General features: G+C 72.9%; 14 protein-coding genes. 12 read left to right on the top strand and 2 right to left on the bottom strand.

Translation table 11 applies throughout. From position 1 onward, the window contains the following. The first annotated feature begins 28 nt into the window (after positions 1-28). The 7 genes from AB0B76_RS20000 to AB0B76_RS20030 all read left to right on the top strand — a co-directional run bounded on the left by AB0B76_RS20000 (position 29) and on the right by AB0B76_RS20030 (position 8,057). Positions 29-409 carry a hypothetical protein gene (locus tag AB0B76_RS20000; protein ID WP_360376974.1) on the top strand — a complete coding sequence of 127 codons (381 nt, stop codon included), beginning with the start codon at positions 29-31 and terminating at the stop codon, positions 407-409. A 35-nt stretch (positions 410-444) separates the two neighbouring features. Then, the gene (locus AB0B76_RS20005) at positions 445-1,074 is read left to right on the top strand and encodes an MgtC/SapB family protein (RefSeq protein ID WP_360376976.1); all 630 of its coding nucleotides are present in this window, start codon (positions 445-447) and stop codon (positions 1,072-1,074) included. Positions 1,075-1,271: 197 nt separating this feature from the next. Beyond that, positions 1,272-2,702, top strand: a complete 1,431-nt coding sequence (locus tag AB0B76_RS20010; RefSeq protein ID WP_360376978.1) for a DUF1996 domain-containing protein — start codon at positions 1,272-1,274, stop codon at positions 2,700-2,702. 113 nt (positions 2,703-2,815) lie between these two features. Beyond that, positions 2,816-5,038, top strand: coding sequence for a glycoside hydrolase domain-containing protein (locus tag AB0B76_RS20015; RefSeq protein ID WP_360377430.1), 2,223 nt, complete (start codon positions 2,816-2,818; stop codon positions 5,036-5,038). Further along, entirely contained in the window at positions 5,035-6,303 is a 1,269-nt protein-coding gene (locus AB0B76_RS20020; RefSeq protein ID WP_360376980.1) for a glycosyltransferase, read from the top strand. Before AB0B76_RS20015 ends, AB0B76_RS20020 begins: the two co-directional genes overlap by 4 nt. After that, positions 6,300-7,517, top strand: a complete 1,218-nt coding sequence (locus AB0B76_RS20025; protein ID WP_360376983.1) for a lanthionine synthetase LanC family protein — start codon at positions 6,300-6,302, stop codon at positions 7,515-7,517. Before AB0B76_RS20020 ends, AB0B76_RS20025 begins: the two co-directional genes overlap by 4 nt. Before the next feature lie 12 nt (positions 7,518-7,529). Beyond that, complete coding sequence (locus tag AB0B76_RS20030) at positions 7,530-8,057, top strand: hypothetical protein (RefSeq protein WP_360376985.1); 528 nt, start codon at positions 7,530-7,532, stop codon at positions 8,055-8,057. A 223-nt stretch (positions 8,058-8,280) separates the two neighbouring features. Here AB0B76_RS20030 and AB0B76_RS20035 read toward each other — a convergent pair whose 3' ends face one another. Continuing rightward, positions 8,281-9,030 (bottom strand): SDR family oxidoreductase, encoded by a 750-nt coding sequence (locus AB0B76_RS20035; protein ID WP_360376987.1) that lies wholly within the window; start codon positions 9,028-9,030, stop codon positions 8,281-8,283. 42 nt (positions 9,031-9,072) lie between these two features. Between AB0B76_RS20035 and AB0B76_RS20040 the strand changes: the two genes are divergently transcribed. From AB0B76_RS20040 to AB0B76_RS20055, 4 genes are read left to right on the top strand one after another with little or no spacing between them, the layout of a single operon-like run. Then, positions 9,073-9,927: an LLM class F420-dependent oxidoreductase gene (locus AB0B76_RS20040; protein ID WP_360376990.1), complete on the top strand. Its 855-nt coding sequence runs from the start codon at positions 9,073-9,075 to the stop codon at positions 9,925-9,927. Beyond that, entirely contained in the window at positions 9,924-10,784 is an 861-nt protein-coding gene (locus tag AB0B76_RS20045) for an SDR family oxidoreductase (protein ID WP_360376992.1), read from the top strand. The genes AB0B76_RS20040 and AB0B76_RS20045 overlap by 4 nt, the downstream gene beginning before the upstream one ends. Continuing rightward, positions 10,774-11,904: an acyl-CoA dehydrogenase family protein gene (locus tag AB0B76_RS20050; protein ID WP_360376995.1), complete on the top strand. Its 1,131-nt coding sequence runs from the start codon at positions 10,774-10,776 to the stop codon at positions 11,902-11,904. The genes AB0B76_RS20045 and AB0B76_RS20050 overlap by 11 nt, the downstream gene beginning before the upstream one ends. An 11-nt stretch (positions 11,905-11,915) precedes the next feature. Further along, positions 11,916-12,878 (top strand): acyl-CoA dehydrogenase family protein, encoded by a 963-nt coding sequence (locus AB0B76_RS20055; RefSeq protein ID WP_360376998.1) that lies wholly within the window; start codon positions 11,916-11,918, stop codon positions 12,876-12,878. A 48-nt stretch (positions 12,879-12,926) separates the two neighbouring features. Here the strand turns inward: AB0B76_RS20055 and AB0B76_RS20060 are convergent, their stop codons facing one another. Further along, on the bottom strand, positions 12,927-13,895 hold the full coding sequence (locus tag AB0B76_RS20060) for a pectate lyase (protein WP_360377000.1): 969 nt from the start codon (positions 13,893-13,895) through the stop codon (positions 12,927-12,929). 154 nt (positions 13,896-14,049) lie between these two features. Here AB0B76_RS20060 and AB0B76_RS20065 point away from each other — a divergent pair, with 154 nt between their 5' ends. Then, positions 14,050-14,562 (top strand): carbohydrate-binding protein, encoded by a 513-nt coding sequence (locus tag AB0B76_RS20065; RefSeq protein ID WP_360377003.1) that lies wholly within the window; start codon positions 14,050-14,052, stop codon positions 14,560-14,562. Positions 14,563-14,569 lie beyond the last annotated feature (7 nt).

A 14,569-nucleotide genomic window follows, 5' to 3' on the forward strand; every position in this document is an offset into this window, starting at 1 on the left:
CGGCGCCGGAGCCTGCGGAGGTGGCGGCGTGAGCTCGAGACTGCCCGGCGTTCTGGCCTGCACCGCGCTCGCGGCGGGCTGGCTGGTGGCGGTCGCCGGCCTGACCCGGGCGGTGCTCGCCCGCGTGCTCGAGTCCGAGGGCACGGCGCCCGACGAGCGCCTCGGCAGCCTGGAGTTCCTGCTCGCGGCGGTGCTGATCGTCGGGCCGCTCGTCGTGGCCGGGGTGGCGCGCTGGCTGCGCCTGGCCAAGCTGCCGCAGATCGCGCTCGTCGTGGCCGGCGTGACGCTGCTGCCCGCGATCATCCTGAGCCTGGTCGGCACGCGGCAGCTCGGCGCGCCGGAGCCGGAGCCGACCGGCCGCCAGAGCGTCACCTTCAGCGGCGGCACCAACACCTGCCCCGGCGGCTGAGTGGCGGGAACGGCCCGGCGGCGGTACAACGTGTCATGGATTGGACCGTCATCCCGCCGCTGCTGCTCGCCCTGCTGCTCGGCGCCCTCGTCGGCCTGGAGCGCGAGTTCGGCGCCCAGCCCGCGGGCCTGCGCACCCACATGCTCGTCGCCGTCGGCGCGGCGCTGTTCACGGCCGCGGGCTACGAGGTCGGCTCCGACCGGACCCGTGTCGCGGCCCAGGTCGTCACCGGCATCGGCTTTCTCGGCGCGGGCGCCATCCTCAAGGAGGGCGTGAACGTCAGTGGGCTGACCACGGCGGCCTCGCTGTGGGTCACCGCCGCGATCGGCGTGGCCGCGGGCCTGAAGCTGTACTGGGCCGCGGTCGCCGTCACCGCGGTCGCGCTCGCCGCGCTGTGGCTGTTCAAGGTGGCCGAGGCCAACTGGCTGCCCGACCGGCACCGGATCCGGGTGACCCTGACCCTCGCCCCCGACCACCCGCTCGACGAGGTCGAGCGCGCCGCGGTCGCCGCCCTGCCCACGGCGCACGTGCTGCGCATCGACTACGCCGGGCACGACCAGTCAATCGTGCTCACGACCCACGGCGACAGCGACACCTCGCTGCCCGCGATCGCCGAGGCCCTGCGCCGGCTCGACGGGGTGCAGGGGGTCGAGATCGCTCGCTGAATGCGTGCGCCCGCACACGTACCGTCGCTAAAGAAGATTTAAGAACGGGATTTCGAAAAAATGTAATCGAGCGATTTCCCGGGGCCTGGCCACGATCTTCCAGAGAGCGCTCTCTAAGTTTTCCTTTGCCCTCTTGAACCTGGATACAGGCGCTTTGAATACTGGCGGCGCACCCGAGCCTGCAGAAAAGGATCGACATGCGCCTCAGAACCCGAGTACTCCTCGGCGCCGCCGCGGTCGCGGTCGTCGCCGGCGCCGGCGGCGCCTACATGGCGACCGCGAGCGCGGACGAGAACACGGCGCCGAAGCTGGAGGCCGAGTCCTACTCGGCCCAGAGCGGCGCGCAGACCGAGAACACCCGCGACGCCGGCGGCGGCAAGAACGTCGGCTGGCTCGCCAACGGCGACTGGCTGCAGTACGACAACGTGACCCTCGGCGGCGCCGACCTGAGCGTCCGCATCGCCGCCCAGAACAAGGCCGGCGGCTCCATCGAGCTGCACCTGGGCTCGCCCGCCGGGACGCTGCTGGCCACCTTCCCGGTCGCGTACACCGGCAACTGGCAGTCGTGGAAGACCGTTACCGTTACCGCCACCTCGGTGCCGGCCGGCAAGCAGACCGTCGTCGCGGTCATGAAGAGCGCCCAGCAGTACGACTTCGTGAACGTCAACTGGTTCACCCTCGGCAGCGGCGGGCGTCCGCCGGCCACCGCGACCGTCGCCCCGCCGACGACCGCCGCGCCGTCGCCGACCACCGGCGGCGCCACCGGCGGCACCGGCACCGCCGGCTGGGTGGACGTCGACCAGGCCGCCTGGCAGCAGCAGGTCGCCGCGTTCAACAAGCTCCAGCAGCTCCCGGTGCCGGCCGGCACTACCCGCGTCTCGGAGTTCCACACCGACTGCGCGGTGTCGGGCGAGGCCCCGGACGACCCGATCGTGTTCCCGGGCCTGGCGGGCGCGTCGCACATGCACACGTTCTTCGGGCCGAAGGTCACCGCGACCAGCAGGCCGGCCGACCTGTTCGGCGAGGCCACCAACTGCAACGCGCCCGGCGACAACAGTGCGTACTGGGTGCCCCAGCTGCAGAAGAACGGCCAGCCGGTCAAGATGAAGAGCTTCCGGGTGTACTACGGGTCCCGCCTGCCCGACCCGTCGGTCACGATGCCGTTCCCGCCCGGCCTGGTCATGATCTCCGGTGACGCCAAGAAGCAGACGGCGACGCCGAAGGGCGCGTCGGGGCAGTTCTGGTGCGCCGGCAGCGCCGAGACCGGCCGCAGCGCCGACGGCAACTGGCCGGTCTGCGCGGCCGGCGGCAACCTCATCTTCCAGCTGACCTTCGCCGACTGCTGGGACGGCAGGCACATCGACTCGCCCGACCACAAGTCGCACATGGGCAACGCGGTCAACGGCAAGTGCCAGGGCGACTACCCGGTCGCGATCCCCAACCTGTCGTTCATGGTCAACTACGACTCGCTGGGCGGCGACGGGCTGGCGCTCTCCTCCGGGATGGCCTCCTCGATGCACGGCGATTTCATGAACGCGTGGAAGCCCGAGAACCTCGGCCCGCTCGTGAAGGTGTGCCTGGACGCCAAGGCCAAGTGCGGCACGACCCCGTCGTTCACGGGAGGCTGATCGCCGCCGCCGCTGCCCCCCGCCGCCGGCGGAGTGAGGTTTCATCTCCGTGAAACCCACTTCGCAGCGGCGGGGGGTAGTGTCCCGTCATCTTCGACGACGTTGACCCCTTCATCGGCACCGCCGCGACCGACCTGCCCAAGGCGCATGGTCTGGCCGCCACCTGGTGGTGGCCCAAGCCGCAGGTCGGCAACACCCACCCGGGCGCGACGTCGCCGTTCGGCATGGTCTCGGCCTGCGCGTACTCCGGGGCGTACCCCACCGGCTACGGCCGGTACGCCAAGAACACCGAGGGCGTGCCGGAGCTGCTCTTCGACCGGCTCCAGGCCTCCGGGTTCACCCATTTCCAGCAGTCCGGCACCGGCGCGATCCGCAAGTACTACAACTACGTGCGGGTCACCCCGATGGTGCAGCCGCTCGACTCGCTCGGCGAGTCCTGGCCGCTGCACGACGAGGTGGCCGAGGCGGGGTACTACGCGGCGACGCTCGACACCGGCATCCGCTGCGAGATCACCGTCGGGGCCAAGGTCGCCGTGCACCGGTACACCTTCCCGGAGAGCAGCAGCGCCCGGATCGTCGTCGACCTCTCCTGCGGCGGCCTGGCCATCGACCTGGGCCGCACGGTGCCGCTGCGGGCCCAGGCCGAGAGCCTCGGGCAGGGCCGGGTGCAGGGCACGGTCGACATGGAGGGCGTGCCGCTGTCCGTGCACGCCGAGGTGGTCAGCCGCGGCTGGCGGCAGATGCTGTGGTACGACCGGCGCCTCATCGACGGCGGAACACGGCTCGACTTCGACAGCATCCGGCACACGACCCTGCGGCCGTTCGGCATGCTGTTCATCGGTCCGACGCGGGCCGGGCAGACGGTCGAGATCCGCCTCGGCTTCTCGTTGCGCGGCTGCGAGCAGGCCGCCCGCAACCTGGAGCGGGAGTGCGGGCCGGGCGGCGACGCGTTCGAGCGGGTGCGGGACGCGACCCGGGACCGCTGGCGCGAGCACCTCGGGCGGGTGACGGTCGACGGCGGCACCCCGGCCCGGCGCACCGTGTTCGCCACCGCGATGTACCACTCCCTGATCAAGCCGTGCTTCGGCGACGACGAGAGCCCGTTCTGGCCGAACTCCGGCCCGTTCGCGTTCGACGTGTGCACCATGTGGGACATCTACAAGACCCAGCTGCCGCTGCTGTCCGCGGTCGCGCCCGACCGGGCCGCCGACCTGCTGGAGTCGCTGATCCGGGTCTGCGAGGAGGAGGGCAACTTCCCGATCGGGTACCGCATGGCCCGCGGCGCCGACCGCTTCTTCCGCCAGGCCAGCGCCCTGGCCCACACCGTGCTCGCCGACGCCCACGCGCTGGGCCGGGCCGAGCTGGACTGGAACTGGGCGCTCGTGCACATGGTCGACGACCTGCGCCGGATGTACGGCGAGGACTTCTTCGAGCACGGCATCGTCCACCCGATCAGCCACACCCTCGACCTCGCCTACGCCCACCACTGCACCGCCCAGGTCGCCCGGGCCCTCAACGACGTGCGCCTCGCCGAGGACCTCGAGCGGCGCAGCCGGCACTGGATCAACGCCTTCGACCCGGTCACCGGCCTGCTGCGCGACTCCGAGTTCTACGAGGGCGGCAAGTGGAACTACTCGTTCCGCCTGCTGCACGACATGGCCGCCCGCATCGCCCTCGGCGGCGGCGAGGAGGAGTTCCTCGGCAACCTCGACCGGTTCTTCGGCTTCGGGGCCGGGCCGGTCAGCCAGCCCGGGCGCCGCCCGCCGCCCGCGGAGATGCTCGCCGGCTACGCCCTGAACCGCTTCGAGGGCCTCAACAACGAGCCCGACATGGAGGCGCCGTGGGCGTACCACTACGCCGGGCGCCCCGACCGGACCGCCGAGATCGTGCACGCCGCGCTCACCTGGCAGTTCGGCACCGGCCCGGGCGGGCTGCCGGGCAACGACGACTCGGGCGGCCTGAGCTCCTGGTACGTGTGGGCGTCCCTCGGGCTGTTCCCGGTCGCCGGGCAGAACCTCTTCCTGATCAACGCGCCCGCCTTCGAGCGCTCCGCCGTGCGGGTCGGCGACCGGGAGTTCATCGTGGAGACCAGCGGCCACCGCGCGACGCCCATCGGCGCCGACGGGCTCGATAGTGACCCGGCCCCGCAGTACGTCCAGTCGGTGACCCTCAACGGCCGGCCGCTGGACGCCACCCACATCAGCGCCGCCGAGATCCACCGGGGCGGCCGGCTGCACGTCCGCCTCGGCCCCGAGCCGTCCGCGTGGGGGCAGGGCCGGCGGCAACGGCCCCCGTCGGCGTCCGACCAGGCGTTCGCAGCGAAGGAGACCAGGTGACGTACATCAACCGCCGCCTCGTCATCGTGGTCCGGGCGGACCCGGTCATCTGCGGCCACTCCGGCGAGGCCCGCAACCTCGCGGAGGTCGCGCTGCGCCGCGGCTTCGACGACGTCCGGCTGCTGACCTGGCCCATCGCGGCGCTGCAGGCGGCCGGGCTGCCGCTCAAGCCGCTGGACCGGCTGCTGCCGTACAGCCCTGGGATCACCGTCGAGCGGCCCGAGCCGGTCGGCGACTACCGCGTGCCCGACGGCCGCCACCTCGCCGGCCTCACCGGACGGCTGACCGAGCTGCTGCTGGAGCCGGTGCCGACCACGTGCCTGTCGATGTACCTCGTCCCGCACGCCACCGTCGTCGCCGACGCCGTCGCGGCCGTGCGCGCCGCCGGCTTCAACCCGGACGTGCGCACCGTCGCCAAGGCCGTCGGCTCCGACGTCACAAACGTGATCCGCTCCTGCCTGCGCGACGGGCGGATGGGCGCGGCGATCGCCCTGTTCACCACGTTCCTGGGCAACGACGAGCTCGTGGCGGTGTCGCAGTACACCCGCGACGAGATCGTCGCCGCGGCCGAGCAGGTCGACGCCCGCTGCGGCACCCGCTTCGCCGAGCAGTGCCGCCTCCGGGTGACCATCGGCTACCCGCCGATCGACGCCTCCGCGTACCTCGGCCTCGACCCCGCCGCCGTCGACCGGGCGCTGGCGCGGCGCGGGCTCGAGCGGGACGGGTACATCCTCTTCCTGTCCCGGGTCGCCCGGGCCAAGGGCATCCACGACCTCGTCGAGGCGTACCGGCGGATGCGCAGCCGCTCCGTGGTCCGGCTCGTGGTCGCCGGCACCGGCCCGGCCCTGGAGGAGGTCCGGGCCCTCGCCGCGGGCGACGACCGCGTCGTGTTCCTCACCGACGTCGACGACACCGAGAAGCCGCTGCTCATGCGGGGCTGCGCGGCCTACGCGCTGCCGACCCGCCCCGAGCCCGACTTCGTCGAGACGTTCGGCATCGCCCTGGCCGAGAAGATGCTGGCCGGCGGCGGCCCGGTGGTCACGACGCTGACCGGCGGCACCGGCGAGGCGGTCGGCGACACCGCGGTGATCGTCGAGCCGTTCGACGTGGACGGGCTCGCCGCGGCGCTCGACCGGGTGGTGCTGGAGATGTCGCCGGCCGAGCGGTCGGCGCGGGAGGCCCGGGCCCGCGACTACGCGATGGCATTCGAGCGGACCGCAGTCTTCGATCGGCTCTTCCCGGATGCGGTACCGTCCGTTCGGTGACCTCATACCGAGCGCTGGGCGAGGCGGCCTGGGCGTGGGTGCTCGACCAGATCGGCGAGTCCGACGGCCCGTGGCTGCCCGTCTCGGTCCCGGGCGACCGGGACGAATACCGCGACTCGTTCTACGCCGGGATCGCGGGCCTCGCGCCGGTGCTGGCCGAGATCCGGCAGTACCGCGCGCTGACCGACGCCGAATCGGCGCTGGCGGCCGGGATCGTGGCGCGCCTGGAACGGCAGGTCCCCACGCGGACGGACGTGTCGCTCTTCGACGGCCTGGCCGGCGACGCGACGGCCCTGCGGCTGCTGGCCCCGGGCCGGGAGTCAGCGGCGGTGGCACGCATCCTGTCGCTGCCGATGCCGGCGTACCACGACGTCATCTCGGGCACCGCCGGCGTCCTGCTCGCGCTGTCCTGGCTCGGCGTCGAGTACCCGTCCGCGGCGGCGGCGCTGGCCGGCGGGGCCGAGCCGGCCGAGGGCGGGCTGGACTGGCGGATGAAGCCGGACTACCCGTCGAGCTCGCCGAACTTCTCCCACGGCACCGCGGGCGTGGCCGCCGCCCTGGCGCTGGCCGGCTCGCCCGATCCCGCCCGGCGGGGCGCCGAGCACCTCCTGGCGATCGCCGACCTCTCCAGCGGCGGTTTCGTCGTCGAGCACACGATCCCGCGCTCCAAGCGCGAGGTGGAGCCGGTGACGTACACCTGGTGCCACGGCCCGACGGGCACCTCCCAGCTGTTCGCCTCGTTGGAGCGCGCGGGTGTCTCCGCGATCGGCGGCCATCCGGTCGAGGAGCTGCGGCGCCGCTGCCTGCACTCGGTGCTCACCTCGGGCCTGCCGGAGCGGCTGCGCCCGGGCTTCTGGGACAACGACGGACGCTGCTGCGGTACCGCGGGCGTCGGCGACGTCCTGCTGGACGCGGCCCAGTCCCTGGCCGACCCGTCCTACCTCGACGGCGCCCGCACGATGGGCGACGCCCTGGTCGCCCGCGCGGTCGACGGCCGCAACTGGCGCTTCATCGAGTACCGCATCGACGAGCCACTCCTGCCGCCGGGCACGACCTGGATGCAGGGCTCCGCGGGGATCGCCGCGTTCCTGCTGCGCCTGGAGCGCGTGCTGGAGACCGGCCTGTCGGCGCCGATCGTGGACCGCCCGGACAACTGGTACGCCGTGCCGGACGAGCTGCGCGTGTCCGGGGGGAACCGTGGCGCTCGCCGGTGACTCTTCCGGCGCATGAGGATTCTTCCGTTCGCGGCGACGCTGCTGCTGGCCGGCTGCACCGGAGCGGCCCCGGCCCCGGCCCCGCCTTCGCCGGCCCCGCCTTCGCCGGCCGCGGCCCCGGCTTCGCCGGCCGCGGCCCCGGCTTCGGCGGCAGCGGCCCCGGCTTCGCCGGCCGCGTGCGGCTCCGCGGTGGAGACGGGACCGCTGCCGCCGTGGGCGCTCGACGGCTTCAGCGGAGACTCGAGCATGCCGCACGTGCTGGGCGCCCACGGCGAGATCGTGGCCGCGCTGTTCGGCGCACCCCTGATCGCGAACCGCACGGACGGTGCCGCGAACAAGGTGCTCTGGGTGGCGCAGTCCCAGGACGGCGCGGGCGACCTGACCATCACGGCCCGCCTGGACGGCACGACGACGACGCTGACACGGACCGTGCCCGGCGGGCCGGGCCCGTCGATCGTCGACCTGCCGAGCGCGGGCTGCTGGCGGCTGACCCTGGCCTGGCCGGGCCACACCGACTCCCTGGACCTGACCTACCGCTGAGCGGGGCATGATCGCCGCCCGCCGCCGGTTGGAGCACGCACTCGGCCGGTGCCTGGAAGGACGCCGGTCCCAATCCGGTCGAGCCGGGCTCAGGTCGCCGCGACGGACAGCCATTCGTGCGGAAGGTGAGAAGTCCCGCCTACGGCCGGCAACATCGCAACCGAGCGCACCCTCGTGCCGATCTCGCGCGTGATCCGGTTGGTCGTGCCGTGACACGGGCCGGTCAGGCCGCGTAGCCGCCGTCGACGTCGAGTTTCTGGCCCGTGATGAAGCGGGCCCGGTCGCTCGCCAGGAAGCACACCGCCTCGGCCACGTCCGTTGCGGTGCCGAACGTGCGCAACGGGATGTTCGCGCGCGTCACCGCCAGGGCGTGCTCGTTCAGGTCGCCGCTGGCCATGAGGCGCGTCGCCATGCCGTCGGTCAGCATGCCCGGGCCGACGCAGTTGGCGCGGACGCCGTGGCGGCCCTCCTCGGCGGCGATGCCGCGCACCAGGGTTTCGACCGCGCCCTTCGGTACCGCCGACAGGCCGTCGCGCACCGGGAAGCGTTTCGTGGCCGCCGTCGTCACCGCGACCAGGCTGCCGCGGCTCGCACGCAATGCGGGCAGTGCGGCGTGCACGATGTTGAAGCTCGCGAGCACGTCCTGCGCGACCTGCTCGGCGAATTGTGTCGGTGTGACCGTGCTCAGGTGCACCATCGGCACGTGGGGGCCGGCGGCGTGGACGAGCGTGTGGACCTCGCCTGCGCGTTCGATCAGTGCGGCGCAAGCGGTCGGGTCGGTCAGGTCCGCGTGCACAGCGACAGCGCGCGGCAGGGAAGCGGCCAGGGCGGCCGCCGCCGTCGCGTCCGAGCGGTAGGCGAGCACGACCGCACAACCGCGCGCCGCGAGCATGTGCGCGACGGCGGACCCGATGCCGCCGGTCGCGCCCGTGACGACCGCGACGCCGGAGCGGGCGGCGAAATCCTGCTGCATGGCGGGTACGTTACCAAGCAAGCGTTTGGTAGAGTACCCACCGTGGAGCTGAAACTCGGGGTCATGCCGTCGCACGGCGGCGCGGGCCCGGCCACCGTCGCCCGGTTCGTGCGGCTGCTGGAGGAACTCGGCTGCGAGTCGGTGTGGGCCGTCGAGCACATCGTGGTGCCCGAGGACTACGACAGTTCGTACCCGTACGACCCCAGCGGCCGCATGAGCCTCGGCGCGGACGACGACGTCCCGGACCCGCTGCACTGGCTCACCTTCGCCGCCGCGCACACCACGACGCTCAAGCTCGGCACCGCGATGCTCATCCTGCCCGAGCACAACCCGGTCGACCTGGCCAAGCGCCTCGCCACCGTCGACGTGCTCAGCGGCGGCCGCCTGCTCGCCGGGATCGGCGTCGGCTGGCTGCGCGAGGAGTACGACGCGCTCGGCGTGCCCTTCGCCGAACGCGGAGCGCGCGCCGACGAGTACCTCGAGGCCATGCGCGCGCTGTGGACGCGTGCGCCGGCACGGTACGACGGCCGGTTCGTGTCTTTCGGCCCCGTGCATTCACGGCCCCGGCCCGTGCGCGGCACGGTGCCGATCGTGGTCGGCGGGCACAGTCTGGCCGCGGTGCGCCGGGCGGCCCGGCTCGGCGACGGGTGGTATCCGCTGGGCGTGCGCGGCGAGGAGTTCGCCCGGCTGCGCAAGGCCCTGCGCGAGGAGTGTGCGGCGGTGGGCCGCGACCCGGACGACGTCGAGGTGACCGCGCGCGCCCCGCGCGACCGCGGGGAGCTGGAGCTGCTGCGCTCGCTGGGCGTGGCCCGGGTGGTCATTCGTGCGGACCCGGACGATCTGGTCGGGGTACGCGACAAGGTGCGGCGCTACCAGCGGGAGGTTCTCGGGGTATGAGAACGGTCATCATCACCGGCGCCGGGCAGGGGCTCGGGCGCGCGCACGCGCTCGCGTTCGCCGCCACCGGGCACCATGTGGTGCTCAACGACCTGAGCTCGGACGCCCTCGAGGCCGTCGCCGGCGAGTGCGCGGCCGCGGGCGGCGGGGTGACCGCTGTTCCCGGCGACATCGCCGACTGGTCGTTCGCGTCCGCTCTGATCGAGAAGGCGACACAAACGACCGGGCGCCTCGACGCGCTCGTGAACAACGCCGGGCTCGCCCGCGACCGGATGACCACGAACGTCACCGAGGACGAGTGGGACGCCGTAGTCCGGGTCAACCTCAAGGGGCACTTCGCCCCGCTGCGGCACGCGTCCGCGTACTGGAAGTCGCTGGCCAAGGCCGGCACGCCGGTGGCCGCGCGGATCGTGAACACCACCTCGGGCGCGGGCCTCATGGGCAGCGTCGGGCAGGTCAGCTACAGCGCCGCGAAGGCCGCCGTGGCCGCCATGACGCAGGTCGCCGCGGCCGAACTTGCGCGCTACGGCATCACCGTGAACGCAATCGCACCGAGTGCGCGCACGCCGATGACGGAGGACGTGTTCGCCGACGCCATGCGCGCGCCCGCGGACGGCTTCGACGCGATGGCCCCGGAGAACGTCTCGCCGCTCGTGGTGTGGCTCGCCTCGGCCGAGGCCGGCTTCGTCACCGGCCGCGTCTTCGAGGTCTCCGGCGGCAGCGTGGGCGTCGCCGACGGCTGGCAGCACGGCCCGGCCACCGACGCGGGCCGCCGCTGGGACCCGGCCGAGCTCGGCCCCGTGGTGCGCGAGCTGCTGTCCCGCGCCCCCGCACCGGCGGCCGTCTATGGAGCATGAGATCCGGGCCTGGCTGGCCGAGCACCTGACCGGCCGGTTCGCGCCGCTGATCGGCACCGGCGGCCCCGGGCGCGAGCACGAGCAGCTCGAGCTGCGGGCCGAGTGGGAGCGCGAGCTCGGCGCCGGCGGCTGGATCGGGCTCGGATGGCCTGAGCCGTACGGTCGCGGCGCGAGCATCGCCGAGCAGGTCGCGTTCTTCGAGGAGTACGCCCGCGCCGGCGGCCCCGGGCGGCTGTCCCACATCGGCGAGTACCTGCTCGCGCCCACCCTCATCGCCCACGGCACCGAGGAGCAGAAGGCCCGGTTCCTGCCGCCGATCGCCCGCGGCGAGGAGCTGTGGTGCCAGGGCTACTCCGAGCCCGGCGCCGGCTCCGACCTCGCCGGCGTGCAGACCCGCGCCGAGCTCGACGGCGACCAGTGGCGCGTCACCGGCCAGAAGGTCTGGACGTCGCTGGCGCACATCGCCGACTGGTGTTTCGTGCTCGCTCGCACCAGTGCACAAACGCGCAGGAACGGACTGTCGTACCTGCTCGTGCCGATGCGTCAACCCGGCGTCGACGTGCGTCCGATCGTGCAGCTGACGGGCACCTCGGAGTTCAACGAGGTCTTCTTCGACGGCGCGCGCACCGACGCCGACATGGTGGTGGGGGCGCCCGGCGACGGCTGGAGGGTCGCCACGAGCACCCTCGCCTTCGAGCGCGGCGTGGCCACGCTGGGTCAGCAGCTGGGCTTCGCCCGGGAGCTGGAGTCCATCGTGGACCGGGCGCGGGCGTCCGGCGCGCTGGACGACGCGCTCGTCGCCGACCGGATCGTGGCCGCGTGGGCCGGACTGCAGGGCCTGCGCCACCACGCGCTGCGCACACTGTCCGCGACCGAGCCCGACCCGATCGCCGCGTCCGTCGCCAAGCTGCTGTGGGCGAACTGGCACCGCGACCTCGGCGAGCTGGCCCTGGCCGTGGAGGGGCCGGCCGCGACGGTCGCCCGGGCGGCACCGTACGAGCTGACCGACGCCCAGCGCCTGTTCCTGTTCACCCGCGCCGACACCATCTACGGCGGCTCGAACGAGATCCAACGCAACATCATCGCCGACCGTCTCCTCGGCCGCGTACCCCGAGCGTAGGAGGGTCCACTGTGGAGTTCACCCCGGAGCAGGTCGCCCTGCGCGAGTCGGTACGCGACTTCTTCGCCTCGCCCGGGTACAGCTGGGCCCGCCTCACCGGCGAGCTCGGCCTCACCGCGCTCGCCGTCGCCGAGGAGCACGGCGGCTTCGGCGCCTCCGCGGTCGAGGCCGGCATCGTGCTGGAGGAGGCCGGCGCCGTCCTGCTCCCGGCGCCGCTGCTGTCCACCACGGCCGCGATCCTCGCCCTGGACCCCGGGTCCGACCTGCTGAAGCCGCTGGCCGAGGGCACGTCGATCGGCGCCCTGGCCCTCGGCGGCGCCGTCGAGGCCCGGCCGACCGCGCACGGCACCGTGCTCGACGGGCGGGTCGAGCACGTCCTGGACGGCGCCGCCGCGGACGTGTTCCTCGTCGAGGTGGGCGGCGACCTGTACGCGACCGACTCCGCCGTCGTCCAGCCGGTGCCCACGCTGGACGTCACGCGCGGCCAGGCGACGCTGATCCTCACCGCGGCCCCGGCCCGCCCGGTCGCCCCGGCCGGCGCCGCGCACGCCCTGGCGGTGATGCACGCGCTGCTGGCCGCCGAGTCCGTCGGCGTGGCCCGGGCCTCGCTGCACTCCACTGTGGAGCATCTGCGCACCCGGCACCAGTTCGGCGTGGCGCTGTCGACGTTCCAGGCGCTGCGGCACCGGGTCGCCGACCTCTACGTGCTGCTCGAGCAGGCGACCTCGACCGCCCGCTACGCCCTGCGCTGCTTCGGCACCGCCGAGTTCGCGATCGCCGCCCCCCTGGCCAAGCTCGCCGCCACCGAGGCCGCGTGGACGATCACCCGGGACGCGGTCCAGCTGCTCGGCGGCGTCGGGTTCACGTGGGAGCACCCGGCGCACCGGTACCTCAAACGCGCCACCGCCGGCCATCTGCTCTTCGGCGACCCCCCGGCCCTGCGACGGCTCCTGCTGGCCCGCGCGTTCGCTTAGGCCACCCGGGAACGGTGCCCGCACCGGGGCGGGCACCGTCCACAAGGGTCAGATCTTGCCCGTGCCGGCGCCCGCCATGACGGTCGCCTTCACCGTGTTGTTGGCCTCGGGCGTGTAGGAGTACGGGATCGCCGCGACGCTCGCGCCGTTGCGGACCTCCTCGGTGCCCGAGTTCACCTTGTAGTTGTTGAGCACCTTGATGTTGCCCGGGTCCGAGTCGCCGGTCTGCGTCACGGTCGGGTGCGCGACGTTCTCGAAGTAGTTGCGCTCGACGTACACGCCCGCGTTCATGGTCGAGGCCACGCCGTACGAGCCGATGTTGCTGTAGTAGTTGTTCAGCACGTGCACCGGGTTGGCGAACCGCACGCGCGGGTGGCGCTGGTTGGTGCCGTCGAACCAGTTGTGCACGTACGTCACGCGCAGGTGACCGAGGTCCTGCGCGCCGTTGCCGTCGTCGTGGCCGAGCAGCATCGACTTGTCGTGGTTGTGCAGGTGGTTCCACGACACGGTGACGAAGTCCGACCCGCGCTTGATGTCGATCAGCCCGTCGTACCCGTTGGACAGGTCGTTGTGGTCGATCCACACGTTCGTCGTGCTGTTCTGCAGGTTGATCGAGTCGTCGCTCGCGTTCTTGAACACCAGGTTGCGGATGATCACGTTCCGCACCCCGGAGAGGTTGAAGCCGCCGCCGGTGACGCCGGAGCCGGAGCCGACCCCGATGACGGTCTTGTTCGAGGCGACGCTGTACATCCCGGAGATCGAGATCATCCCGGAGATCCGCACGGTCTGCGACGTGCTCGAGCTCAGCGCCGACTTGAGCGCGGAGGCCGAGGTCACGGTGACGACGGTGCCGGACGAGCCGCCGGACGTGCCGCCGTTGAGGCTCGCGTAACCGACGGGGCTGGACTCCGCGGCGACGGCCGCGGACTGGCCGAGCACCAGTGAGCCGCCGACGGCCACGACGGCGGCCGAGAACGCGGCGATCAGGGTGCGGCGGCGGGTTGCCATGGATGGCATGGGGCTTCCTCCCTTGTGAGGGCGGGCAGGCGAGTGGTGTTGGCGGTACCACCCATTCCAATTTTTTCGGCAGGTAAGCGCTTTCCCCGGCCCCAAGCTAGGCGTCTGATTGACGACTGTCAATCACGCGGAGTTTGTCAATGGACTGTGATCCATGAGACGAACCCTCGTCATCGCCGGCGCCGCCGTGCTCGCCGTGACCGCCGCCGCCCCGCCCGCCGCCGCCACCACCGTGCGGACCTTCGGCTCGGTCGTCGAGGCCGAGTCGTACGACGCGCAGCACGGCGTGCGCGTTCTCACCGACCCGGCGGCCTCCGGCGGCCGCGCGGTCGCATTCTCGCCCGGCGACCAGCTGCGCCTCGACGCCGTCGACTTCGGCGCGCCCGGCCAGGCCAGCGGCTACGCGACCTGGCGCTCCTGCTCGACCGGCCCCGGCACGGTCGAGCTGCGCCTGGACTCGCCGTCCGCCACCCCGTTCCTGACGTTTCAGATCGGCACCACGGGCAACTGCGCCCAGTGGTACCAGTCCAGCCTGCGCCTCGGCGTGGCCACCACCCCCACCGGCGTCCACGACCTGTACGTGTCGGCGAGCGGCACCGGACGCTGCGATTTCTACCGCCTCGACAGCCTCCAGATGATCAAGCAGACGAGCCCGCCGATCCCGTAACTTTCAT

The organism is Dactylosporangium sp. NPDC049140, from assembly GCF_040648435.1.